This is a genomic window from Martinezella dioscoreae, from assembly GCF_009176305.1.
In the GTDB taxonomy this organism is placed as follows: domain Bacteria; phylum Pseudomonadota; class Alphaproteobacteria; order Rhizobiales; family Rhizobiaceae; genus Rhizobium; species Rhizobium dioscoreae.
This window is the reverse complement of the sequence record NZ_BLAJ01000004.1, coordinates 453,886-476,670: the sequence shown is the minus strand read 5'-3', so window position 1 is coordinate 476,670 and position 22,785 is coordinate 453,886. Positions and strand designations below refer to the sequence as shown.

Annotated in this window: 25 protein-coding genes and 1 riboswitch; of the genes, 12 read left to right on the top strand and 13 right to left on the bottom strand. The window is 60.2% G+C overall.

The features are described from left to right. Positions 1-7 precede the first annotated feature (7 nt). From GDN47_RS19430 to GDN47_RS19420, 3 genes are all read left to right on the top strand, one after another. Positions 8-733: an ABC transporter permease gene (locus tag GDN47_RS19430; RefSeq protein WP_152094028.1), complete on the top strand. Its 726-nt coding sequence runs from the start codon at positions 8-10 to the stop codon at positions 731-733. Positions 734-744: 11 nt separating this feature from the next. Continuing rightward, positions 745-1,434 (top strand): ABC transporter permease, encoded by a 690-nt coding sequence (locus GDN47_RS19425; RefSeq protein ID WP_152094027.1) that lies wholly within the window; start codon positions 745-747, stop codon positions 1,432-1,434. Between the two features lie 62 nt (positions 1,435-1,496). Next, entirely contained in the window at positions 1,497-2,417 is a 921-nt protein-coding gene (locus GDN47_RS19420) for a homocysteine S-methyltransferase family protein (protein WP_152094026.1), read from the top strand. Between the two features lie 57 nt (positions 2,418-2,474). Here GDN47_RS19420 and ribB read toward each other — a convergent pair whose 3' ends face one another. From ribB to GDN47_RS19385, 7 genes are all read right to left on the bottom strand, one after another. After that, on the bottom strand, positions 2,475-3,101 hold the full coding sequence (gene ribB, locus GDN47_RS19415) for a 3,4-dihydroxy-2-butanone-4-phosphate synthase (protein ID WP_113353554.1): 627 nt from the start codon (positions 3,099-3,101) through the stop codon (positions 2,475-2,477). A gap of 112 nt (positions 3,102-3,213) precedes the next feature. Next, positions 3,214-3,360, bottom strand: a riboswitch (FMN riboswitch). Positions 3,361-3,460: 100 nt separating this feature from the next. Then, positions 3,461-4,243 carry a glucose 1-dehydrogenase gene (locus tag GDN47_RS19410; RefSeq protein WP_113331064.1) on the bottom strand — a complete coding sequence of 261 codons (783 nt, stop codon included), beginning with the start codon at positions 4,241-4,243 and terminating at the stop codon, positions 3,461-3,463. A gap of 76 nt (positions 4,244-4,319) precedes the next feature. Continuing rightward, entirely contained in the window at positions 4,320-5,057 is a 738-nt protein-coding gene (gene tpiA / locus GDN47_RS19405; RefSeq protein WP_113353555.1) for a triose-phosphate isomerase, read from the bottom strand. A 4-nt stretch (positions 5,058-5,061) separates the two neighbouring features. Next, a complete protein-coding gene (locus GDN47_RS19400) occupies positions 5,062-5,850 on the bottom strand; it encodes an SDR family oxidoreductase (RefSeq protein ID WP_152094025.1) in 789 nt (262 codons plus the stop codon). Positions 5,851-5,870: 20 nt separating this feature from the next. After that, a complete protein-coding gene (locus tag GDN47_RS19395) occupies positions 5,871-7,349 on the bottom strand; it encodes a sugar ABC transporter ATP-binding protein (protein WP_152094024.1) in 1,479 nt (492 codons plus the stop codon). Between the two features lie 28 nt (positions 7,350-7,377). Continuing rightward, a complete protein-coding gene (locus GDN47_RS19390; protein WP_152094023.1) occupies positions 7,378-8,307 on the bottom strand; it encodes a sugar ABC transporter substrate-binding protein in 930 nt (309 codons plus the stop codon). Positions 8,308-8,422: 115 nt separating this feature from the next. Further along, a complete protein-coding gene (locus GDN47_RS19385; RefSeq protein ID WP_152094022.1) occupies positions 8,423-9,403 on the bottom strand; it encodes an ABC transporter permease in 981 nt (326 codons plus the stop codon). 223 nt (positions 9,404-9,626) lie between these two features. On the opposite strand from GDN47_RS19385, the gene GDN47_RS19380 reads away from it, so the two are divergent. The 4 genes from GDN47_RS19380 (at position 9,627) to GDN47_RS19365 (ending at position 14,010) form a co-directional block, all read left to right on the top strand. Continuing rightward, the gene (locus GDN47_RS19380; protein ID WP_113331069.1) at positions 9,627-10,436 is read left to right on the top strand and encodes a transketolase; all 810 of its coding nucleotides are present in this window, start codon (positions 9,627-9,629) and stop codon (positions 10,434-10,436) included. Then, positions 10,436-11,392, top strand: a complete 957-nt coding sequence (locus GDN47_RS19375) for a transketolase family protein (RefSeq protein ID WP_113353196.1) — start codon at positions 10,436-10,438, stop codon at positions 11,390-11,392. Before GDN47_RS19380 ends, GDN47_RS19375 begins: the two co-directional genes overlap by 1 nt. Positions 11,393-11,568: 176 nt before the next feature. Continuing rightward, positions 11,569-13,035, top strand: a complete 1,467-nt coding sequence (locus tag GDN47_RS19370) for an FGGY family carbohydrate kinase (RefSeq protein ID WP_113420792.1) — start codon at positions 11,569-11,571, stop codon at positions 13,033-13,035. 21 nt (positions 13,036-13,056) lie between these two features. Continuing rightward, positions 13,057-14,010 (top strand): sugar-binding transcriptional regulator, encoded by a 954-nt coding sequence (locus GDN47_RS19365; protein ID WP_152094021.1) that lies wholly within the window; start codon positions 13,057-13,059, stop codon positions 14,008-14,010. Between the two features lie 164 nt (positions 14,011-14,174). Here GDN47_RS19365 and GDN47_RS19360 read toward each other — a convergent pair whose 3' ends face one another. From GDN47_RS19360 to GDN47_RS19340, 5 genes are all read right to left on the bottom strand, one after another. Beyond that, positions 14,175-14,429: a toxin-antitoxin system HicB family antitoxin gene (locus GDN47_RS19360; RefSeq protein WP_037155628.1), complete on the bottom strand. Its 255-nt coding sequence runs from the start codon at positions 14,427-14,429 to the stop codon at positions 14,175-14,177. Next, positions 14,426-14,902, bottom strand: coding sequence for a putative toxin-antitoxin system toxin component, PIN family (locus GDN47_RS19355; RefSeq protein ID WP_233788508.1), 477 nt, complete (start codon positions 14,900-14,902; stop codon positions 14,426-14,428). The genes GDN47_RS19360 and GDN47_RS19355 overlap by 4 nt, the downstream gene beginning before the upstream one ends. Continuing rightward, positions 14,902-15,138, bottom strand: a complete 237-nt coding sequence (locus GDN47_RS19350; protein ID WP_145321508.1) for a hypothetical protein — start codon at positions 15,136-15,138, stop codon at positions 14,902-14,904. Before GDN47_RS19350 ends, GDN47_RS19355 begins: the two co-directional genes overlap by 1 nt. After that, positions 15,125-15,343, bottom strand: a complete 219-nt coding sequence (locus tag GDN47_RS19345; protein WP_113353199.1) for a helix-turn-helix transcriptional regulator — start codon at positions 15,341-15,343, stop codon at positions 15,125-15,127. Before GDN47_RS19345 ends, GDN47_RS19350 begins: the two co-directional genes overlap by 14 nt. 140 nt (positions 15,344-15,483) lie before the next feature. Beyond that, complete coding sequence (locus GDN47_RS19340; protein WP_233788507.1) at positions 15,484-15,714, bottom strand: helix-turn-helix domain-containing protein; 231 nt, start codon at positions 15,712-15,714, stop codon at positions 15,484-15,486. Between the two features lie 145 nt (positions 15,715-15,859). On the opposite strand from GDN47_RS19340, the gene GDN47_RS19335 reads away from it, so the two are divergent. The 3 genes from GDN47_RS19335 to GDN47_RS19325 all read left to right on the top strand — a co-directional run bounded on the left by GDN47_RS19335 (position 15,860) and on the right by GDN47_RS19325 (position 17,359). Next, positions 15,860-16,564, top strand: coding sequence for a hypothetical protein (locus GDN47_RS19335; RefSeq protein ID WP_152094019.1), 705 nt, complete (start codon positions 15,860-15,862; stop codon positions 16,562-16,564). A gap of 63 nt (positions 16,565-16,627) precedes the next feature. Further along, the gene (locus GDN47_RS19330; protein WP_145634484.1) at positions 16,628-17,017 is read left to right on the top strand and encodes a hypothetical protein; all 390 of its coding nucleotides are present in this window, start codon (positions 16,628-16,630) and stop codon (positions 17,015-17,017) included. A gap of 9 nt (positions 17,018-17,026) precedes the next feature. Next, positions 17,027-17,359, top strand: coding sequence for a GIY-YIG nuclease family protein (locus GDN47_RS19325; RefSeq protein ID WP_113353203.1), 333 nt, complete (start codon positions 17,027-17,029; stop codon positions 17,357-17,359). Positions 17,360-17,575: 216 nt separating this feature from the next. Here the strand turns inward: GDN47_RS19325 and GDN47_RS19320 are convergent, their stop codons facing one another. Next, positions 17,576-19,261: a Na/Pi cotransporter family protein gene (locus GDN47_RS19320; protein WP_113353204.1), complete on the bottom strand. Its 1,686-nt coding sequence runs from the start codon at positions 19,259-19,261 to the stop codon at positions 17,576-17,578. A gap of 384 nt (positions 19,262-19,645) precedes the next feature. Here GDN47_RS19320 and GDN47_RS19315 point away from each other — a divergent pair, with 384 nt between their 5' ends. Beyond that, entirely contained in the window at positions 19,646-20,452 is an 807-nt protein-coding gene (locus GDN47_RS19315; RefSeq protein WP_113353205.1) for an MBL fold metallo-hydrolase, read from the top strand. 254 nt (positions 20,453-20,706) lie between these two features. Beyond that, positions 20,707-22,773 (top strand): methyl-accepting chemotaxis protein McpU, encoded by a 2,067-nt coding sequence (gene mcpU / locus GDN47_RS19310; protein ID WP_152094018.1) that lies wholly within the window; start codon positions 20,707-20,709, stop codon positions 22,771-22,773. The last annotated feature ends 12 nt before the right edge of the window (positions 22,774-22,785 follow it).

Below are 22,785 nucleotides of genomic sequence, written 5' to 3'. Positions count from 1 at the left end.
CGCGACGATGGCGACCTCTCCTCAGGGCATTCTGGACCTGCTCTCCCCCTATCCTCCGGGCTGGGGTGGAGTACTCTTGACCGGGGCCGCCTCCACGGTCGCCATCTCGTCCGGCGCTTTTCTGATCGGCCTTCTGCTCGGTACGGGCGGCGCGCTCGGCAAGCTCTCCGGCATCAGGCCGCTCCGGCTGCTGCTTGAACTCTATACGACCGCCGTCCGCGCGGTCCCCGAGCTGATCCTGATCGTCGGGCTCTATTACGCAGGGATGGACGGCCTCAATCGGCTCCTCATTGCGCTCAATCTGCCGGCATTCGAATTGAATGGCTTCGCTATCGCGGTCGCCGTGCTTGGCTTCGTGCAGGGCGCCTATATGACGGAAGTGCTGCGCGGCGCGATCCTGGCGATCCCCGTCGGCCAGATCGAGGCGGCAAAGGCCTTCGGCATGGGCGCACGCCTGCGTTTCCGTCGCATCATCTTACCCGCCCTGCTGCCGAATGCCCTTCCCGGTCTTGCCAATCTATGGATGTCGGTCACCAAGGACAGCGCTCTCGTCGCCGTCGTCGGCTACCAGGAACTGGCTCTCGCCACGCGGCTCGCTGGCGCTAGCACCAAGCACTATTTCATCTTTTTCCTGGCTTCCGCCGTCATTTATCTCGCTCTCACGCTCGTCTCGAACGCCCTCTTCGACCTGCTGGAGCGGCGTGTGCGCCGCGGCCAGCCGAAGCTTGCCTGAGGAGTGTTGGCATGACCTTCTCATGGATATCCGCCTATTGGCCGCTTCTGTTGACGGGAGCCGTGCAAACGCTGTCGCTGCTTGTGATTTCCGTCATCTTCGGCTTCGTCATCGCGATCGGCCTCGCCTTTTCCCAGGTCAGCGGCGGCCCAATCCTGCGAAGCCTTGCGCGTGGCTACTGCACCTTCTTCCGGGGCACGCCGCTGCTGATACAGCTCTGGCTGCTCTACTACGGCGTCGGCTCTCTCTTGCCGATGATCCCGGGAATCCGCCAAAGCCTGTTCTGGCCGATCCTACGTGAAGGTTTCTTCTTCGCGGCCGTCAGCTTCACGCTGAATTACGCGGCCTATGAGGCGGAGGTTTTGCGCGGTGCATTGCTGGCCGTTCCGAAAGGCGAGCTGGAAGCCGGCCGCGCCTTCGGCATGCGCCCCCTGACGCTGACGCGGCGCATCTGGCTGCCGCGGGCCATTCGCATCGCATTGCCGACGATCGGAGGCGAAATCGTCATGCAGTTGAAGGCAACGCCACTCGCCTTCACCGTCACCGTGATGGACCTCTATGCCGTTGCCACCAAGGTTCGTCAGGACACCCTGCTGGTCTACGAGCCTCTGATCGTCGTCACCGTCTTCTATCTCGTCATCACAGCCATCATCGCGCGAAGCTTCCGGTTCCTGGAAGCGCAGGTGCCGGTGCGGCGCTAACCTCGGCATGAAGGAGAGATCAAACCTCTCCGCAGATCCGATCCATTCTGGAGATCCCATTCATGAGCAAACCCTTGATCCTCGACGGCGGCATGAGCCGCGAACTGCTGCGTCTCGGCGCGGAACTGAAGCAGCCGGAATGGTCGGCGCTCGCGCTGGTCGATTCACCGGAGATTGTCCGGCAGGTGCATGACGAATTCATCGCTGCCGGTTCGGATGTCGTTACGACCAACAGCTACGCGCTCGTGCCCTTCCACATTGGCGAGGAACGGTTCTGGAAGGAAGGGGCTGATCTCATCACCCTTTCCGGACGGCTGGCGCGCGACGCCGCTAACGCCTGCAAGGATCGAAAAATCCTGGTCGCAGGCTCCCTGCCTCCGATCTTCGGCTCCTACGAACCACAGAATTTCGATCCGTTACGCGTTCAGGACTATCTCAAGGTTCTGGTCGAAAACCTCGACCCTTACGTCGATGTCTGGCTCGGGGAAACCCTCAGCTTGATCGCGGAGGGAGAGGCGGTTCGGACGGCGGTCGCTGAAACCGGCAAACCGTTCTGGATCTCCTTCACGCTTGCGGATGACGCCGCGCAAAGGAATGGCGCCTCGCCTAAGCTCCGCTCCGGCGAACTTGTCGAGGATGCGGCTCGGTGGGCAGCGTCATCTGAAGCGGACGCGTTCCTGTTCAACTGCAGCAAACCGGAAGTCATGCGCAAGGCCGTCGATGCGGCAGCGGAGGTTTTCAAGCAGGGCGGCAATAATCTGCGGATCGGCGTCTATGCCAATGCTTTCGAGGGAGAACAAGGCGAGTCGGCCGCCAACGAGGGCCTTCACGCGACCCGTCAGGATCTGAATGACGACGCCTATTCGCGCTTCGCCTGTTCATGGGTCGATGCCGGCGCGACGATGGTCGGTGGTTGCTGCGGGATCGGCGCCGGGCATATTCATAGGCTGAGGAAGGCTCTCCTTCATCCTCAAGGAGCATAGGAGAGCCTTGCGCAAGCATCGATCCGGGCAGGATCAAAATAGGCTGTATCGGAACGATCAGGCAGCCTTGAAGGGAGCGCTTGCGGCCCTGTAGGCAATCAGATCCTCGATCGTCACGAGATGGAGGCCATGCCGCTCGGCAAAGACCTCAAGCTCTGGAAGGCGCGCCATCGTGCCGTCGTCGTTCGCCACTTCGCAGATGACGCCGGCCGGCGAAAGGCCGGCAAGCCGGGCCAGATCCACGGCTGCTTCCGTGTGCCCAGGACGCGACAGGACGCCGTTTGGATGCGCGCGAAGCGGAAAGATATGACCGGGCCGGGCAAATTCCTCCGGACGCGATCCGTCCCTGACGAGGGCTTGAACGGTTGCCGCCCTGTCGGCGGCGGATATTCCGGTCGTGGTTTCCGGAATGTAGTCGACGGAAACGGTGAAGGCGGTCTTGAGGACTTCCGTGTTGCGCGGCACCATCAACGGAATATCGAGCTCGTCGAGCCTCTCGCCCTCCATCGGAACGCAGATGAGACCACGGGCATGGTTCATCATGAACGCGATCGCCTGCGGTGTGACCGCTTCCGCGGCGATCACCAGATCGCCTTCGTTTTCGCGGTCACGATCATCGACAACCACGATGATCTCGCCCCGCGCAATCGCAGCGATCGCATCTTCAATTTTCGAAATTGCCATTTTCCTGCCTTTCAAGGGTTGCCGTTCGAAACGGCGTGCATGGCCGGTCAAAGCCACCATTTTCCCTTGGGCGAACAAGCATGTGAACGCCGCCACGACGCGGCGTCTCCTGCGTTGCTCTCTTCCATCCGGACTATACCGTCGGCTCCGGCATCTCACCGGATCTGCTGACCCTTCCGAAAGCTCGGAAGGCGCTCGCGGGCTCGAGGAAACTCCCCATACCGCCGGTGGGGAATTACACCCCGCCCTGAGAACAATTGAAAGATAAGGGATCAATGCCTCATTCCGCAAGAGGCTTTGATCGCCAAAACGTCGAGAATCCGATCCGCCCAACGAACGCACCGTTCCTCATTGTCGAACTACGACATGATCAAGCCGCCATCGACATTGATCGTCTGGCCCGTGATATAGGCCGCATCGTCGCTGGCCAGGAAAGTGACGAGACCGGCGACATCTTCGCCCGATCCGGCCCGTTTCATCGGAATGCCCTGGACCCATTCCTTCATGAGTTCGCCGGGGCCGTAATTGCCCAAAAGCTTCCCCCAAGCCTGGTCGTTATAGGCCCACATGTCGGTTTCGATGATGCCTGGGCAAAAAGCGTTCACTGTGATGCCTTCGGTCGCGACTTCCTTGGCAAGGCTCTGGGTAATGCCGACGACGCCCATCTTCGATGCCGCATAATGCGGCGTGTAGATGAAGCCGTCCCGCGCCTGGCCGGAAGCGGTATTGATGATGCGGCCGCCGCGGCCATGTTTGCGCATGCGGGCAATCGCCTCCTGGGCGCAGAGGAAGACACCTTTGGTATTGACCGCCATGACCTTGTCCCATTCGCCCTCGGTCATGTCCTCGACGCGGGCGATGGTGATGACACCGGCATTCTGGATGGAAACATCGACGGCACCGAAGGCCACCTCAGCCGCCTCGTAGAGCCCCTTCACACTGGCCTTATCGGTCACGTCACCGACGAAGGAAATCGCCTTCCCGCCATCAGCCTTGATCGCATCGGCGACCGCATGGACGGAATCCTCATTGGCCGAGACTACGAGATTGGCGCCCTCACGCGCGAACCGTCTGGCGATCGCGGCCCCGATGCCGCGGCTCGCGCCGGTGATGACCACGGTCTTGTTTTCGAAACGCTGCATTTCCTATTCCTTTCGCGGTGACAGCCACGCCAGGCGCCGGCTCAAGGGGCCGAGCGCCCGCCTGTTGCTGGCGACTTCAAACGGCGGCCGAGATAATCCCGGCAAACTCCGATGCCTTCAGGGATGCGCCCCCGACCAGGGCACCATCGACGTTGCGAACGCCGAAGATTGCCCTTGCGTTCGATGCTTTGACCGAACCGCCATAGAGGATCCTGACATCCCTCCCCTCTTCTCCCAGCCGCTTTTCAAGCGCCTGGCGGATGGACGAATGCATCTCCTCGATCTGCTCCAGGGTCGGAACTAGCCCTGTTCCGATCGCCCACACTGGTTCATAGGCGATCACCGTGTTCGAACTGGTTGCGGTGTTGGGAATTGATGCTTCTAGCTGGGCACGAACCACTTCGATCGCCCTGCCCTCGTCCCGTTCCGCACGTGTCTCCCCGACGCAAATGATGCTCGTCAGCCTGGTCTCATGGACCGCGACAGCCTTGGCCGCAACTGCGCCGTCCGTCTCCCTATAGGCCGAGCGCCGCTCGGAATGTCCCAGAATGACGAAACGAGCGCCGATTTCGGCGAGCATCTCGGCGGAAACATCTCCGGTATAGGCGCCTGAGGTCCGCGCGTGACAATCCTGTGCCCCAATGGCAATCCCTGATCCTCGCACCCGTTCGACCGCTTTCTCGACCAGCGTTAAGGGCGGGCAGACGACGATGTCACACGCCGCGTGGTCCGTTATTCCCTTCAGCGCCTCGATCTCGGCCAGGGAGGACGCGAGACCGTTCATTTTCCAGTTGCCGGCAATCAGTTTCCTCATCGCATCACCAGCAGCAAAACCCGCCATCGACGAGCAGATCGACGCCCGTCACGAAGCTTGCGGCATTCGACAGCAGGAAGACGGCGGGGCCGACCATCTCATCGACCGTTGCCATGCGCTGCATCGGCGTCTGCTCTTCGAAAAGTTTGGTCTGATGAACCATTTCCGGACGCGTGTTCATCGGCGTCGCCGTGTATCCCGGCGAGATGGTGTTGACGCGGACGCCGCGACCGACCCACTCCATCGCGAGCGACTTCGACATGTGGATCACACCGGCTTTGGAGGCGTTGTAATGAGCCTGGCTCAGGCCGCGATTGACGATAACGCCGGACATAGAGGCGATATTGACGATCGATCCGCGCCCGTTCTTCAGCATCGCGCGTGCTTCCGCCTGGCAGGACAGAAAAACGCCCTTTAGGTTGATGTCCATCAGCGTCTGGTACTGTTCTTCTTCCATCTCTTCCGCGGGATTGGCGTTGGCGATACCGGCGGCATTGACTGCAAGCGTCAAGGCCCCAAGTTCCGCCTCGGTGCGCGCAACCGCCTCCCCGAGAGAGGACTTGCTGGTCACATCGGCTGCAATCTGGATGGAACGGCGACCGGCAGCTTCGATATGCGAAGCCGTGTTCGCTAGACCATCGTCGGATCGACGGTCCAGAAGCGCGACGTTGGCGCCGCACTGCGCAAGACCGATGGCGATACGCTGCCCAATCCCGCTTCCAGCGCCGGTCACAAGCGCGACCTGTCCCTCAAGATCGAAAAGCTTCGGGGCGTTCAGAGTGATGTCGTACACCGCTCTTCCTTTCTGTTTGTCTAGATTGTCGCAAGTTCCATGACAGAGACGTCATTGGCCTCGTCACGATTGAGAATGCCTGCCTGCTTGCCCTGTGCAAGCACGAGAATCCGGTTGGAGACACCAAGAACCTCCTCGAGATCGGAGCTGACGACGATGACGGCCACCCCCTGCTTTGCGAGGTTGACGATGATGTCGTAAATGCTGGCTCGCGCGCCGACATCGATGCCACGGGTCGGCTCATCGAGGACGACGACCTTGGGGTCACGCATCAGCCACTTTGCGATGACGACCTTTTGCTGGTTGCCGCCCGACAGGTCCGAGGCATATTGCTCGGCCCGGCCTTTGACGCCGAATTTCGCCACAGCCTTTTCGGCGAAAGCACGTTTGACACGTGATGTGATCCAGCGTCCACCGAGCTTGTCGAGGTTGGCATAGATGATGTTTTCACTGATGCGATGGCCGACGACGAGACCCTGCTCCTTGCGATCCTCGGGCACCATCACGATGCCCTTGGCGATCGCATCGGCCGGATTGCGAAGCTTGAGCTCCTCACCCTCCAGCTTGATCGAGCCGGCGATGATCGGATCAGCGCCAGAAACGGCACGGACGAGTTCGGTGCGGCCGGCACCAACCAGCCCGGCAATGCCGAGGATCTCCCCGGCGCGAACTTCGAACGTCACGTCCTCGAAGGACCCGTCAGGCGAACTCAATCCGCTGACCTGCAAAACAGGGCGATCCGTCGGTTCGGGAAGAGCCGGGAACATCCGGTCCAGCGAACGGCCGACCATGCTTTCGACGATGGTACGAACAGGTGTGGCGCTGTCGGCGAACTCCTGAACCCGCTCGCCATCGCGCAGGACGACGATGCGATCGGTGATCTGCTTGATCTCCTCCATGCGGTGGGAGATGTAGATGATGCCGACACCTTCAGACCGAAGCTTTCTCACCTGCTCGAAAAGCGCTTCCGTCTCCGCGCCACCAAGCGCTGCGGTCGGCTCATCGAGAATCAGCAGCTTGGCATTGAGCGCCAGCGCCTTGGCGATCTCGATGAGCTGCTGATTGGCAGTCGACAGGCCCGCGACCTTGCGTGTCGCTGGAATATGTAGGTTCAGGCGTGCGAGCTGTTCCTGGGCGCGCCGGACCATCTGAGGGCGATCGACAGCCCCGTTCTTCATCGGCCATCGCCCGATGAAGACATTTTCGGCGATCGAAAGATGCGGCAGGAGCTGCAATTCCTGATGGATCAGGACGACGCCCTTGTCGATCGCCTCGCGCGGCGTGGCGGGGGCATAGGGCTGCCCCAGCCATGTCATCGTTCCCTCGGAAGGCGTGCGTGATCCGGCGATGATGCCCGACAAGGTCGATTTGCCGGCGCCGTTTTCACCGAGAAGCGCGACCACTTCACCCGGATAGACATCAAGGCTGACATTCTTCAGCACCTGAAGCGGTCCGTAGCGCTTGGATATGCCCCTCAGGGAAAGAACGGGCTCAGTCACGGCACACCTCCTCAAGATTTCAGGACGATTACGGGTGGTTGGCGATGAAGCCGGCCACGTTTTCCTTGGTCGTCAGCGTGGCGTCCATGAGCTGCACCGCGGGCACCTTCTCGCCGGCGACGAGCTTGACGGCATTGGCGACCGCGTCGCGGCCCATCTTCTGCGTCTGCTGCGTCGCGGTCACATCGAAGACACCCTTGCTGAGCGCTTCCAGAGCCGCCGTATCGCCGTCGAAGCCGCCGACAACGATCTTCTGGGACGGGTTTGCAACCTTGATCGCCTGCGCGGCGCCGAGGGCAAGCGCGTCGGCCTGAGCAAACACGATCGATACGTCGGGATTTGCCTGCAGCATGTTCTGCATGATCTGGAAGCCCTCGTCCTGGGCCCACATGTTGGAATATTGCTCGGCAACCACCTTCACGCCGGGGTTTGCCTTCAGCGATTCGGCGCAACCCTTGCTGCGGTCGACTTCAGGCGTCGTGCCCTTCTGGCCGTGGATGATCACCATCTTGCCCTTGCCGCCGGCCTGCCTGAGGATGTAGTCGCAAACGGCCTTGGCCGACGCGACGGAATCCGTTGCAAGGAAAGTGTCGCCCGGCGCGCCGTCGGCATTGCGGTCGACGTTGACGACAGGAATACCGGCATTCTTGGCGAGCTTTACCGGAACACTCGCGGCAGCGGCACCGGCCGGAATATAGATCAAGGCGTCGATATTCTGGGTGAGCAGATCCTGAATCTGGTTGATCTGCGTCGGACCATCGCCCTTGGCATCCACGGTGACGACCTGAATGCCACGCTTCTTGGCCTCATCCTCGACGGACTGCTTGATCTGGTTGAAGAAGTTTGCCTGCAGGTTCGCGACCGCCAGACCGATCTTCTTGGTGTCTTTTGCCTGAACAGAGCCCAACGACATCGCCAGCACGGCGGCCGAGGCCAGAAGTATGCGCGCAAGTTTCATTTCATTTCCTCCTTTTTTAGTGAACCCTTGGGCATATCCTCCCCTCGGGCAAATGATCCGCTCCAAACCTTTCGGAGAGGAAATCGCTGGGATCCGCCGGACGCGGACCAGAATGTCAGGCCCGCCGCCTGCGGATCGTTTCCGCACCGACCGCGAGTACGATGACGATGCCAATGATGACCTGCTGCAGGAATGGCGAGACGTTGAGCAGATTGAGACCGTTGCGCAGGACACCGATGATCAGGACGCCGATCAGCGTACCGCCGATACCGCCGGACCCACCGGAGAGCGAAGTGCCACCAATGACGACGGCCGCAATCGTGTCGAGTTCGTATCCAAAGCCGCTGGATGGCTGAACCGAATCGAGACGAGCCGCCAGTACGATACCGGCAAGACCGGCAAGTACCGCGCTTGCGACATAGACCGCAATCGTCACGAGCTGGACATTGATGCCGGCGAGACGAGCCACTTCCGGATTGCCGCCCACGGCATAGAGCATGCGCCCCTCGGAGCGGAAGTGAAGGAACACCCAGGCCACGGCGACGACCGCCAGCATCAGGAAGACCGTTGCCGTCAGCACGCCGAAATGGCGATCGATCGCGAGCATCATGAACCAGTCGGGAAATCCGACGATCTGCTGGCCATCCGTGATCATGTTCGCGACGCCCCGCGCGGCCGACATCATAGCCAAAGTTGCGATAAAGGCCGGAACCCTGAAAAGAGTGACGAGAAGCCCGACGATCAGTCCGCTCACCGCGGAGGAGGCAAGTGCAACCACGATGCCGGCGGCAAGCGGCAGGCCGGCGATATTTGCCGTCCAGCCCATGACCATCATGGACAGCGCAAGAACCGAACCGACGGAAAGGTCGATGCCGCCGATCAGGATGACGAAAGTCATGCCGACGGCCATGATTCCGAGCACGGTGATCTGATCGAGAATGTTGAGGCCGTTGCGGAGCGAAAGAAACGCATCGGTGCTGAGGCTCAAGAAAACGCAAAGAGCGAGCAATCCGACAAGCGGTCCGGTAGCACCGGTGAGCTTTCTCAGCCATGCCACGGACGGACGGCTCTGTTCATTAACGTCGATCGCCACCATCATTCCTCCCAGGGACCTGAGGCTAGCGGCCATGTCTGGCGGCTAGAACTTCAAGCTAGAATATTTATTCACATATGCTGGAAAATTCATTACCAACTCACTTTGGCGCTGTCAACCGGGTCTTATCTGCCTGTTTTACTGACAATGGATATATGGGGGCTTGACTAACGGCCCTCGTGTGCAAAAATATAAACTAATGAATATTTATTCACACGAGGAAATAATGGAGCCTTCCGAACTTGAACGTGTTGCTCGCCAGATACGTCTGCGAGACCTCCAGGCAGTCTACGAGGCAGGGGCCGGACATATTGGCGGCGAGATGTCCGTGATCGACCTTCTGACCGCGTTGTATTTCCGCGTGCTGCGCGTCTGGCCGGATCAGCCGAAACATCCCGATCGGGACAGGTTTGTGCTGTCGAAGGGACATACGGCGTGCGCGCTCTACGTCACTCTGGCGAAACGCGGCTTCATCCCGGAAGACGAGATTTCGACGTTCCTGAAGCCGCATTCGCGGCTCAATGGACACCCCAATTGCAACAAGGTGCCGGGCGTCGAAACCAATACTGGTCCTCTCGGACACGGCCTGCCGGTCGCGGTTGGCATGGCCAAGGCGGCGAAATTATCTGGGGCCGGCTACCATACCTACGTGATCACCGGCGATGGCGAGATGCAGGAAGGCTCCAACTGGGAGGCGATCATGGCCGCGGCGCAGTTCCGGCTTGATAACCTCACCCTGATCGTCGACCACAACCGTTTCCAGCAGGGTGCCGCGCTTTCGGATACGAACGACATAGCACCTCTTCGCCCGAAGCTCGAAGCCTTTGGCTGGGACGTCAGCGAAATCGACGGCAACAACATGCACGAGGTCGTCCCGGCGCTCGAGCGCCGAAGCGAGCGCCCCCACTGCATCGTGGCCCACACCAACAAGGGGCACGGAATCTCTTTCATGCAGGACCGTGTCGACTGGCACCACAAGGTTCCGAACAAGGAACAGTACGAAGTCGCATTGGCAGAATTGTCGGAGGCACTTTAATGAACGCGCCCGTGAACGCACCCAAGCTCCATGATTGCCGAGACGCTTTCGCAGCGACGCTCGAACGCCTTGCCGCCGAGAACGAAACGATCGTCGCAGTCTGCAACGATTCGGTCGGCTCTTCGAAGCTCGGCGGCTTCAAGTCCAAATTCCCCGATCGGCTGGTCAATGTCGGCATCGCCGAGCAGAACATGGTCGGCGTGGGCGCGGGCCTCGCCAATGGCGGACGCCTCCCCTATGTCTGCGGCGCGTCACCGTTCCTCACAGGTCGATCGCTTGAGCAGATCAAGGCCGACATCTCCTACTCGAACGCTAACGTCAAGCTCGTCGGCATTTCCTCCGGCATGGCCTATGGGGAGCTCGGCCCGACCCATCACTCGATAGAGGATTTCGCCTGGACCCGAGTTCTGCCCAACCTCCCCGTGATCGCGCCTTGCGACCGCATAGAGACGGCGGCGGCGGTGGAATGGGCGGCAAATTACAATGGCCCTTGCTTCCTGCGCCTGTCTCGGGTCGGCGTGCCCGACCTGCTGCCGGAGGACTACAAGTTCGAGCTTGGAAAGGCCAATCTCTTGCGTGAAGGTTCCGATGTTACGCTCATTGCGAACGGAACGTTGACCCATCGCATGGTGAAGGCCGCCGATATCCTAGCGCGACGCGGCATAGAGGCCAGGGTGATCAATCTCGCCACGGTTCGTCCGATCGACGAGGATGCCATCATTGCCGCCGCCAAGGAAACCGGCGCGATCGTGACGGCGGAAGAACATTCGATCTTTGGCGGGTTGGGATCGGCCGTGGCCGAGGTTGTCGTCGACAACGCCCCCGTGCCGATGACGCGCCTCGGCGTTCCCGGCATCTACGCGCCGACCGGTTCTGCCGAATTCCTGCTCGATGAATTCGGCATGGCCCCACCAGCTATTGCCGACGCCGCGCAAGCGCTTATCAAGCGCAAGTAGACAAACAGACGCATTGGAACCGAGGCGGATTGCCGTCGGTTCCAGTAATTGGAGGCGGATGATTTTAGCTGGAATAGAGCCAAAGTCTGAATCCGCTTTGAAATCAAAGAAATAGAGCATGATGTCGTTCGAGAACCGCTCACACTTTTCGGTACCATGCTCGGGTGGAGGATATGATGCGGGCCATTCTGGCAATCGACCAGGGAACCACCAATTCCAAGGCGGTACTGGTCTCCGAGAGCGGAGACATCATTGCCAGAGGCTCGGCTCCGGTAGGCATCTCCTATCCGCGGCCCGGCTGGGTCGAGCAGGATCCCGATCGGATTTACGCATCCGTCTGTGAAGCGATCGCACTATGCCTGCGAAGCGCGCCCGTCGCGACAATCGAAGCGATAGCGATCTCCAATCAGCGGGAATCCGTCACCATTTGGGATGCCGAAACTGGCAAGGCGCTCGGACCGGTCTTGAGCTGGCAATGCCGGCGCACCGCGTCGGATTGCGAGCGTCTTATCGCGGACGGACATCTCAAGCGCGTCGAGGCGCTGACCGGCCTCCCCCTTGATCCGATGTTTCCTGGTCCGAAATTCCGATGGCTTCTCGATCGGGTCGCGCATGGGAAAAAGGCCCGCATCGGAACGATCGACAGCTGGCTCGTTCACTGCCTTACCGGCGGTCGCAAGCATGTCTGCGACGCCTCGAACGCCGCGCGAAGCCAGTTGTTCGACCTTGAGGCCCAAACCTGGAGCAGGGAATTGGGTGCGATTTTCGGAGTCGATATCCGGCTCCTTCCGGAGGTACTCGACAGTTCCGCGGACTTCGGAACAACGCACGGCCTTGCCGGCGTTCCGGACGGCACGCCGATCAGATCGGCCATCGGGGACAGCCATGCGGCCCTGTTCGGACACGGGGCCTTCAAGCCGGGCGACAGCAAGGCGACCTTCGGAACAGGGTCTTCCGTCATGACCACTCTTCCGCGCTTCATCGCGCCGCGCAACGGCATCACCACGACGGTCGCCTGGCGCATCGCCGGACAACCGACCTTCGCATTCGAAGGCAATATCCTCGTGTGCGCCGCGAGCCTGCCCTGGATGGCCGGCATCCTGGGCCTTCCGGATGTTGGCTCCCTTATCGACCTAGCGGCGACCGCTGAGCCTGATGGCCCGGGCTTCGTGCCCGCCTTCGTCGGTTTGGGCGCCCCTTACTGGAATTCCGACGCCCGTGCCCTTTTCTCACAGATCAACTTCAGCACAACCCGCGCGCAGATGGCGCGCTCGGTTACTGACTCGATCGCTTTCCAGGTTCATGACGTGATTACGGCCATGCGGGCGCAGAGCGGTGACGATCTCGGCACGCTTTATGTCGACGGCGGCCCGAGCCAGAACCACTTTCTCATGCAGTGCGTATCAAACCTGGTGAGGCACGCCATCATCCAGTGCGAGGCACCGGAAGCCTCCGCTCTAGGGGCAGCCTATCTCGCAGGTCTCTCGATAGGCCTGTGGCCGGATCTCGTCGCCATCGCGGCGCTTCCGAGAAACAATAAGATCATCGAGCCGGAGAACATCGACAGTACAGGCCTCCTGAACAGGTGGAATGATGCGCTGGCCCGCTCGACGTTGCGCGCAACTCCGGTTAAAGGTGAATAAAAATTCACCCCGGGATCAACGATGGCTCGCCTTAACGAACTCCGCCTCATCTCAAGAGTTGCCCAGATGTACCATATAGAGGGCAAGCGGCAGGCGGATATCGCGCAGCACCTTCGCCTGTCGCAGGCGACGGTGTCGCGAATGCTGAAACGGGCCGAGGCGGAAGATATCGTTCGCACGAGCGTCATTCCGCCCGTCGGCACCTACAGCGAACTCGAAGGAGCGCTGCGCGAGAAGTACGGTCTCCCCGAGGCAATCGTCGTCGAATGCACGGAGGACCGCGACGGCGCCATCATGGCCCGGATCGGCGAAGCCGCCGCGCATCTTTTGGAGGTGACGCTTGCACCCGGCGAAATCATCGGCGTGTCGAGCTGGAGCCAGACGATCTTCAGGATGGTGGAAAACATTCATCCGCAAAAGAGCGCCCAGGCCAAGTACGTCGTTCAGACGCTGGGCGGCATGGGCGACCCGTCGGTCCAGACTCATGCCACCCAGCTGACCACCCGCCTCGCTCGACTGACCGGCGCCGAACCGAAGCTTCTTCCAGTACAGGGTGTTACGACCTCGCGCGAGGCTAAACTCCTGATGCAGGCGGATCCGTTCGTGCGGGAGACCATGGATCTTTTCGGCAGCATCACGCTCGCCATCGTCGGCATCGGCGCCGTGGAGCCGTCGGAACTGCTGGCGAGATCCGGCAATATCTTCTCGTCGCGGGAGCTCGCCGATCTTGCCGAGGCCGGTGCGGTCGGCGATATATCGCTGCGGTTCTTCAACAAGGACGGCAAGCCTGTCAAAACGCCGCTCGATGAGCGCGTGATCGGCTTCCCGCTAGAAGATCTCGAACGGGTCGATCGGGTCATCGCGCTTGCCGGCGGAGCGAAGAAGACAGCGGCAATCGCCGGCGCCCTGAGGATCGGAGTTATAGATACGCTGATAACGGACAAGTTCAGCGCCGAGCGCCTCATGGAATCATAGGCGGCCACGGCGGCGACAATCTGTTGTCAATGGAATCGCCGCCTATGTGGTGACCGTAGAGAGTTGCGCCACTTTCGTGGGCGCTTGTGGGCGCCGTTTCGTTCCGGCCCACTCCAGCAAGCAAAAAGGCTTTCACCGCATCCGTTCAGGCCCGATGCATTGCATCAGATGGTGTCTTCCTTCAGCGGCGGCACATCCGGCGCTTTGTCCAGCAAGCCTGTCAGCGCACCGCGCTTCGTCGTACCTGCACGCGCTTTCAGGAATTCGCTGGCCGTCTCAACGGCCCCGATCTTCTGCGCGACCGCAGAAATAATCCACTGATTGAGGGACACGCCGTCTTCTTGTGCCAGACGCGCCGCCGTCTCCTTGAGCGACTGCGGCAGTTGCAGCGGGTATTTATAGCGTTGGGTCTGCGTCATGTGTTCAGTCTCCTGACAATCTCTCCCGGTGTTATCACGGTCACGCCCAATCCAAGCGCCGGACGGAAATCCTTGACGTTATACGTCACGATGGCCTCAGCCTGTCCGTTTAAGGCAGCTTCCAACACCATTTCGTCGGCGACATCGGAGAGCATCGGTCGCGTCCGAAACGAGATATCGACGCCCTCGGCAATGGCGGCAAGCGCGCTCATCACCGAAGCGACATCCTCAAGGCTGTGTCCGGTCGCCTGTCGGGTTTCCTCGCGGCTCAACACCGCCTCATACTCCAGAAACACCGCCGTCGAACAAAGCGGCGTCACCATGCCCCGATCAGCAAAGCGCAGAAGCAGGTTGCTTGCGCCATTCCGGCTGCGGAACGCCGCTACGATCACATTGGTATCCAGAACCAGCCTCATGGCAGAGAATTTATAGACATCCCATAGGATGTCAATGTTTTGAATGGTGGATCCCATTATCCATTGTCATCCTCTGCGCTGTCTTCGCTTCTGCCCCGATTGTCACTGGCAGCCCGCAACGCTTCGAAGTGTTCCCGCGCCATCTGCCTGCCGATCAACCGGGCAATGGACAGCACAATCGCGTTCAGCCGCTCGGAAGCCTCGGCCTTGCCTGCTCCCTCCTGTCCATCAGGCGGTTGATTGTCATTCGCCAGCTCCTCTCTGTCATTGAGCTTTCTATCATCGGCCATCATCGCGCTTTCCCTTCGGCCGCCGCCATGCGACGGGGTTTGCGATCCAGCGGTTGATCTCGGATTCATGCCATCCCGCGCCGTTGACGCTGATCCTGATCTGCGCGGGAAACGTACCCTCGGCGATCTTGCGGTAGATGGTGGAGCGGGAAAGACCTGTGCGGAAACGCACGGTATTCAAGCGGATGATACGGTCTGGCACGGGCATGGCAGCGCTGCCCCCTGCTGGTTGTTCCTGAACCAGGGAGAAATCAAGATTTACCCTTTTGCAATAGGTATTTAGCCGTCGTCGTACTGGTGCGTAGAGACGGCGGAAAAAAGGAAAAACTTACAATCGCTGTTCCGGCCTCAACGCGTGGTCTTCTTCGCCAATCGCACGCCCGGACCACCGCCGTTCTCCGGGATGAACTCTATGCCTTCAGCTTCAAGAGCAGAACATATCTTCCGCTGAGTTTCGGAAGATACGACGGGTATGTTCTCGCCCTCACTTTCGCAACGCTTAATCGTCGGCACAGAGACGCCGGCCCGACGAGCAAGCTCTGCCTGTGATATTCCAATCAATGCGCGAGCTGCCCGCATCTGTCCTGCTGTTACCAAAGCCCATTGATCCCTTTAGATCATTTCAGTATGATCCAAAAGGATCAATCGCCCTTAACGCGGCTGAACACGGTGTTCGCGCACCGCGCCCAGCCTGACCACAACCAAGCTGTATGGAGCTCAGATCATGGCTGATTCTGACAATAACACGACTTTGTCTTCCGTCACGCGCAGGATGTTGCTGACGGGCACGATGGCAGCCACGGCGACATGGCCGTTCGACTATGGCGCGGCCGCCGCCGAGGCGCTGGCCGGCGATGTTGTCTCCGATCCCGCGCTGGACCTTTGGCGGCAATGGCTGGCGGCACGCAATGAAACGCAGCGGCTTTGGAACATACAGCTGGACCTTGAAAGCAGGATGGTCGCCGCCGTCGGATTTCCGCAGGTGGAAATCACACTGCCCGGAAAAAAGAAGCCGGTGCGTGCGTTCAGCCTGGAAGACATAGACCGAATATGCGGCGATGCAGCCGGGCATGAGCCCGTGAAGGCGCAAGCAATAGCCGCCTTCCGGGAACGGCAGGAAGTTTGGGATCGTCTGGATGACGCTTTGGGATATAGTCGTGTCGAGAAAGCCGAGATCCAATCTGACCGCATGGAAATGAAGTTGGCCGACGCCCTGATGGCCATGCCGGCCACGACGGTTGCTGGTGTGGCCGGCAAGCTTGATGTGATCTTGTGCGGAGGCGAACACTTCGACAAAGGCCCAGACTTCCCCTCGCTGCAAGTCAGCGCGGCGCTGGCCGATTTGGTGCGCATCGGGCAAGCCCTACAGCCGGGTCTCTTCATGCCCGGAAGCGACCGGCTCCCGGGAGCCAATGGCGGCGCATCATGAAAAGCCTGCTCGGGGAAATAAGACGGCAAAGCCCTCCACGGCACATTTGCACCGGGGGCTGCCGTGTCTGTGACCCTTACTGAACGCCTCAGCCATCTTCCCGAGAACAGGCGTCGTGAACTGGAACGGATCGCGCGAATCCTGTTCGATGAATTCGAGGACGTGCAAAAGAGCAGACTGTCGGACACGGAGAAGGGTGGACGTATCCTCAAACTGCTTCTCTTTAGCCCATTTGCACGCTGTGACTGGGTAGAGGACCGCGAAAACGATGGTCGTTCCGAATATAACCTGCTCGTCGTCGTTACGACTGAAACCTTTGCCGATCCACGTTTCTGGTACCGGGGTATCGATCGCTTCCTACGGGAACTGACGGTCACCAGACATCTGGCAACGCCGGTCAACTTCATCGTTCATTCCGTCACGGACCTCAATAAGCAGCTCGCGTATGGTTGACCCTTCTTCGTGGACATCGCCCGTGACGGCATCCTGCTCTACGAAACGCCGGGTCTTCCCCGCGCCAAACCCAAGCCGCAGGATCCAGAGGTCGTCGAGGCTGAAATGATCAGGCATTTCGGCCATTGGTTCCCGAGCGCCACGCATCGCTTCGAACTGGCGAAGGAGGCCATGGGTCGTGGTTACGGCAAGGAAGCAGCCTTTGACCTGCATCAGACCGTCGCGACGCAATATCGCTCGCCGTGGGACGTTCTCCATCCCGGTCGCGCCTTCGCGACGAAATTGGCGGCGAGCCCCCTGACGGACGCTGTCCTACAGAAGCGAGTATCTGACTATCTATGATAAAGGCTCAGGGTCCCCACATAAGCCAGGACCTGCAGGTCCCAGCGATCTGGCTGACTACCTCCCTACACGATGGCTCTCACGATGGAGTCAAAGGAACTTTTGATGGCGCAGCGCTGCGACCGACGGGGCAGCTGTCACCAATGGGCATATCGAAGCCACATCGGCGCCGCGCATTCCGGCCCAACCGCCCGACAGACGGCTGAAATAGATCTTTTAGTCATGTGCAGTCACTGCAACCGGTGGCACCGGGCTCGGCGTCCGGCTTTGCAAGAGTTCGCCGCGCTCCTCCAGAACGGGATATGCTGCGGCGGCGACGAGGTGGGAATTGATCTGCTTGAGGTCGCGCAGAAGGTCGAGGTGAAGCGAGCTGGTCTCGGCGGTCTCGATCCCGCCCTGGCGCAAGCGCTGGAAATGGGCTTCCGTCCCCTCGCGCTCCGCCTTGCGGAAAATCACCTTCTCCTCCGCCAGCATACGGGCGGCACTTTCATTCTGCGTCATGAACAGGGCAGCCGCCGTCTGGAGGTTCGACTGCAATCGGTCGAACAATGTCGCCAGTTCGAGCTGTCCTTCCTTCGAGAAACTCAAACCGCGACGCAGGCGTTTTGCCAGGTGCGGCAGAAGGTTCTGGTCGAGCACGTCGCCGGCATGTTCCATGTTCATCGAAAACAGCAGGATCTCGTTCAGACGCCGCCGGTCGGCTTCTCCAAGCTCGTCGGGATCGATCGATGTCAGATAGGTCTTTACGGCCGTGTTCAGGCTGTCGAGGATATTGTCCAGCGATCGCAATCGCGTCAGCGCCTTTCGATCCGTGTCCGATAAGGCAGACTTGGCGCCCGCAAGCATTTCCGAGAGCACGTCGACCAGTCTCAGCGCCTCGCGCGCTGCCGCGCCGAGAGCAACCACGGGCGTTTCCTTGGCCGCCGGATCAAGATATCTCGGGCGCGTCGGATCGGCCTCGTCGATCTTCCGCGGCAGCAATTTGGTCAATAGATCGGCATAGGGCCGCAATAGCGGCATGAACACCACGGCCAAAACGACATTGAAGGCGGTATGAAAATTGGCGACAGCTCGGGCGCTGTCGCCATCGATCATCGCCGACAGACGTGCGGCTGGCTCCAACAGGGCGATCATCGCGATCACACCGACAATGCGTGTCAGCATATTGCCGATGGGCAAACGCTTCACCGATAGATCCGCTCCCGACTGCCCTTCGATGAGTGGGTTGATCGCGGTGCCGAGATTGGCACCGAGAACGAGAGCAAAGGCCTGATCGACATCGATGAGCCCCTTGCTTGCAAGCGACATGATGAGCAGAACCACAGCCACGCTGGAATGGGCGGCCCATGTCAGAATAGCTGCGAGAAGCATACTCAGCACCGGCGTCGCGGCGATCGCATCAAGGACGTAGGCGAGCGCCTTCGACCCCTCATACTGCGTCATCAGGTCGAGGAGCTGATGCAGTGCCAGAAGCATGAAGCCAAGCCCAATCATGACGCGGCCAAGATCGTGCACGCGTGAATTCCCGGTTCGGCGGAACATCAGCACGCCGATCAGGATTAGCGCCGGCGAAGCCGCCGCGACATTGAAAGACAACACCTGAACGATCAGGGTCGTGCCGACATTGGCTCCCAGCATGACGGCAAGTGCCGGCACGAGATCCACCAGGCCGCCCGCCGCGAAGCCGGAGGCCATCAGGCCGGTTGCCGTACTGCTCTGCAGGATGGCGGTGACACCGATGCCCGCAAAAAAAGCCTTCGTGCGATTGCTGAGCGCCCGGCCGAGAAAAGAGCGCAGATCAGGCCCGAATGTGCGCTGGATACCGGTCTGGACCATGCGCGTGCCCCAGAGCAGAAGGGCGATGTGGCCGGCCAGAGCAACGAGGCCGAGAATAAGCGCCATAGTGGTCCTCCATATGCCTACGATGCTGGGCATCAATATCGCGATTATCTAAACTTTCATTAGCCGACTATGTTTCTTTGTCTTGGCGCCTTTTGCAAGGTCAGATTGTCATAAATCGATGAAATAAGAATTTTTACGTTAAAAATCATAGATATAGGATTGCCATGAATCCTACCACCATTCGTTAGGAATATCCATTTTCCCAAGAAAGGTCGGCCTGAAAGCGACGATTTTCTGTCTCCAACGAGATCGTCTGAGGGTTGTTGCGTCGCCTTTTTGCTTTGATCCGTCCAAGGTCTGGCCAATATAGCACAGAAGCCTTCACTTGCCGTGCGGCGGGTCCGTGGTCGCAGGCTGGAAAGACAGACTGGCGAGGAGTTCGAGATGACGCATTTTATCTGCATCACATGCGGCACACAGTTCGACGAAGGCGACGGACCACCTCTGGCCTGCCCAATCTGCGAAGACGAGCGCCAGTTCGTACCTCAATCGGGACAGGAATGGACAGACATGGCGAGCCTCGGCCAGAAGCATGAGGTAATCTGGAACGAGGAAGCGGAAGGCGTCCACAGTCTGCAGATCTCGCCTCATTTCGGCATTGGCCAGCGCGCCTTTCTGATCGAAGGACCTGACGGCAATATCCTCTGGGACTGCCTCAGCCTTATCGACGAGCCTAGCAAGGCACGGATCACCGCCATGGGCGGCTTAAGCGCGATCGCGATCTCCCACCCTCATTTCTATTCGTCGATGACCGAATGGAGCGCCGCCGGCGTCAGCGTGCCGATCCATATCCACGCCAACGATAGCGAATGGGTGCAAAGGCGCGATGGGGCGCTACATCCATGGACAGGCGAGACACTGTCGATTGGCCAGGCGACCATGATCCGTTGCGGCGGCCATTTCGACGGCAGTTGCGTGCTCTATTGCCCTTGGCTCGAAGGCGGGCGCGGCGCGCTCTTCGTCGGCGACACGATGCAGGTGACCATGGACCGCCAGTTCGTCAGCTTCATGCGCAGCTACCCAAACCTCGTTCCGCTCGACGCCAAGGCCGTGACGGCGATATCGGAAGCGGTTCGACCCTATCGGTTCGAAGCGATATACGGTGCATTCCCCGGTCGAACGATCGAGATCGACGGCAATCGCGTGGTGGAACGTTCTACTGAGAGATACCTGAAGGCTATCGCAGGTTGAGGTTTCATTGGGCTAAGAATATGGCATCTGCTGCCTGCTTCTTCCCCAGTGGTCATCGATCGGTCATGATTAAAGGCACCTTAACGCTTCTCAAGCATATCTGACCGCATGTCTCATCAAGACATTCGCGGCGCCATGACGGCATTTGCTGGAATGACCATGACGTTTGGCCCATCCGGCGCGTCGGCTTCTTCAATCATCGACACGCTGGATCACCGTAAAGGACCGATCCCGTGCAAACCCGTTTCAATTTGATGACGAAAATTTTGGTGGTGGCATCTCTGGTCGTCATCGCCGCCCTCTCCGGTTTTTCAATTTACATAGACAGCCTTCAGCGCACGGCCGCCAGCGAAGCGGTCAAGGGAGAGATCGAATCCTCCGGTCTTCAGGCGTCGCAGAGTATCTCGAACTGGCTGGGCGCACGCGTCATGCTGACCGAACTTGCCGCCAATGCCGCCGCCAAGGCTGGAAATCCGGCTGGCATCAGCGGCGCCTTCGACAATCCCGTTCTGCTGCGCGAATTCATGTCCACCTATGTCGGAGACGAGCAGGGCGTCTTCACCAGCGTTCCCAATCAGCCGCTTCCGGCGGATTACGACCCGCGCAAGCGGCCCTGGTACAAGGATGCCGTGAAGGCCGACAAGCTGGTCCTGACCGATCCCTATAATGACGCCTCGACGGGCAACCTCATCATCAGCGCCGCCATGCCGGTCAAGCGCGACGGCAAGCTGTTCGGCGTTGCCGCAAGCGACTTCTCGCTCGGTTCGCTCGTCTCCATGATCAAGTCGGTCACCATGGGCGGCAAAGGTTCGGCATTCCTGGTGAAGAACGATGGAACCATTCTTGTCCATCAGAATCAGCAGCTGGTCACCAAGAAGCTCGCCGATGCCTTTCCGCAGGCAACGCCTGCGATCGGCTCCGGCATTTCCGAAACGATCTTCAACGGCAAGTCCGTCCTTGTCAGCTTCCTGCCCGTTCAAGGCTTGCCGCGCACCGACTGGTATCTCGGCGTGCAGATCGACCGCGACGCTGCTTTTGCCGGCGTCGCCAAATTCCGGATTGCTGCGACCGCCGCGACCGCTATCGGCGTCGTCGCCCTGATCGGCGTCTTGGCGATGCTGCTGTCGAGATTGGTAGTCCGCCCGGTCCTGCAGATGACGAGCGCCATGGGCAAGCTTGCCGGCGGTGACGTTTCCGCCGAAATTCCAGGAACCGATCGCAAGGATGAGCTCGGGCGCATGGCCGCGGCGGTCGCTGTCTTCAGGGACAACATGATTCAGCGTGGTCGCCTTGCGAAGGAGGCCGAAGATACGCGGATGCTGAGCGAGCAGGAGCGGCGCGACCGCGAAGCCCTCAGGGCCATTGAGGAGGAACAGATCGCTTCCGCCGTGCAGTCGCTCGCCGATGGGCTTGGCCGTCTTGCCAATGGCGATCTCGTCCATCGCATTAACGTTCCCTTTGCCGGTGATCTCGACCGCCTGAGAACCGACTTCAATACGTCGGTGGCACGGCTCCACGACGCCATGGCGACCGTCGGGCGCAATGCCCAGGCAATCGACACCGGTGCGGGAGAAATCCGCGCCGCCGCGGATAATCTTGCACGCCGCACCGAGCAACAGGCCGCTTCTGTCGAGGAGACCGCGGCAGCCCTCGAGGAAATCACGACAACGGTCAAGGATAGTGCCCGCCGGGCGGAAGAAGTCGGCCAACTCGTCACGCGAGCCCGCGGCGGCGCGGAAAAATCCGGCGAGATCGTCGAAAAGGCCGTCGGCGCCATGAACATGATCGAAAAATCCTCCGGCGAGATCTCCAACATCATCGGCGTCATCGACGACATCGCCTTCCAGACCAATCTTCTGGCGCTGAATGCCGGTGTCGAAGCAGCCCGTGCCGGCGAGGCGGGCAAGGGCTTTGCCGTGGTCGCGCAGGAAGTCCGCGAGCTCGCACAGCGCTCCGCGCAGGCGGCAAAGGAGATCAAATCCCTGATCACCGCCTCCGGCGAGCAGGTCAAGAACGGCGTTACCCTTGTTAACCAGACGGGCGAAGCGCTTGAGGTGATCGTGCGGGACGTTCAGGAGATCAACCGCAATATCGAAGCGATCGTGCGAGCCTCGCGCGAACAGTCGACAGGTCTGCAGGAGATCAATACGGCGGTCAACACCATGGATCAGGGCACGCAGCAGAACGCCGCCATGGTCGAGCAACAGACGGCCGCGAGCCACGGTCTGGCGTCGGAAGCCGCGACCTTGAACGAGCTGCTCGCACAGTTTCGCATTAGCGAGCAGGGCGCCAACGAAACACGCACCCGACGCGCGGCCTGAGGCGACAAGGTC

Excerpts from the sequence above, each read along its gene's own strand:
- GDN47_RS19420 (WP_152094026.1), top strand. The coding sequence starts at position 1,497 with ATGAGCAAACCCTTGATCCTCGACGGCGGCATGAGCCGCGAACTGCTG.
- GDN47_RS19390 (WP_152094023.1), bottom strand. The coding sequence starts at position 8,307 with ATGAAACTTGCGCGCATACTTCTGGCCTCGGCCGCCGTGCTGGCGATG.
- GDN47_RS19345 (WP_113353199.1), bottom strand. The coding sequence starts at position 15,343 with ATGCCCGTGCCAGACCGTATCATCCGCTTGAATACCGTGCGTTTCCGC.
- ribB (WP_113353554.1), bottom strand. The coding sequence starts at position 3,101 with ATGGCAATTTCGAAAATTGAAGATGCGATCGCTGCGATTGCGCGGGGC.
- GDN47_RS19365 (WP_152094021.1), top strand. The coding sequence starts at position 13,057 with ATGGCTCGCCTTAACGAACTCCGCCTCATCTCAAGAGTTGCCCAGATG.
- tpiA (WP_113353555.1), bottom strand. The coding sequence starts at position 5,057 with ATGAGGAAACTGATTGCCGGCAACTGGAAAATGAACGGTCTCGCGTCC.
- mcpU (WP_152094018.1), top strand. The coding sequence starts at position 20,707 with ATGACGAAAATTTTGGTGGTGGCATCTCTGGTCGTCATCGCCGCCCTC.
- GDN47_RS19340 (WP_233788507.1), bottom strand. The coding sequence starts at position 15,714 with ATGCGGGCAGCTCGCGCATTGATTGGAATATCACAGGCAGAGCTTGCT.
- GDN47_RS19315 (WP_113353205.1), top strand. The coding sequence starts at position 19,646 with ATGACGCATTTTATCTGCATCACATGCGGCACACAGTTCGACGAAGGC.
- GDN47_RS19410 (WP_113331064.1), bottom strand. The coding sequence starts at position 4,243 with ATGCAGCGTTTCGAAAACAAGACCGTGGTCATCACCGGCGCGAGCCGC.
- GDN47_RS19370 (WP_113420792.1), top strand. The coding sequence starts at position 11,569 with ATGCGGGCCATTCTGGCAATCGACCAGGGAACCACCAATTCCAAGGCG.
- GDN47_RS19430 (WP_152094028.1), top strand. The coding sequence starts at position 8 with ATGGCGACCTCTCCTCAGGGCATTCTGGACCTGCTCTCCCCCTATCCT.
- GDN47_RS19320 (WP_113353204.1), bottom strand. The coding sequence starts at position 19,261 with ATGGCGCTTATTCTCGGCCTCGTTGCTCTGGCCGGCCACATCGCCCTT.
- GDN47_RS19355 (WP_233788508.1), bottom strand. The coding sequence starts at position 14,902 with ATGGGATCCACCATTCAAAACATTGACATCCTATGGGATGTCTATAAA.
- GDN47_RS19360 (WP_037155628.1), bottom strand. The coding sequence starts at position 14,429 with ATGACGCAGACCCAACGCTATAAATACCCGCTGCAACTGCCGCAGTCG.
- GDN47_RS19335 (WP_152094019.1), top strand. The coding sequence starts at position 15,860 with ATGGCTGATTCTGACAATAACACGACTTTGTCTTCCGTCACGCGCAGG.
- GDN47_RS19375 (WP_113353196.1), top strand. The coding sequence starts at position 10,436 with ATGAACGCGCCCGTGAACGCACCCAAGCTCCATGATTGCCGAGACGCT.
- GDN47_RS19350 (WP_145321508.1), bottom strand. The coding sequence starts at position 15,138 with ATGATGGCCGATGATAGAAAGCTCAATGACAGAGAGGAGCTGGCGAAT.
- GDN47_RS19380 (WP_113331069.1), top strand. The coding sequence starts at position 9,627 with ATGGAGCCTTCCGAACTTGAACGTGTTGCTCGCCAGATACGTCTGCGA.
- GDN47_RS19425 (WP_152094027.1), top strand. The coding sequence starts at position 745 with ATGACCTTCTCATGGATATCCGCCTATTGGCCGCTTCTGTTGACGGGA.
- GDN47_RS19385 (WP_152094022.1), bottom strand. The coding sequence starts at position 9,403 with ATGGTGGCGATCGACGTTAATGAACAGAGCCGTCCGTCCGTGGCATGG.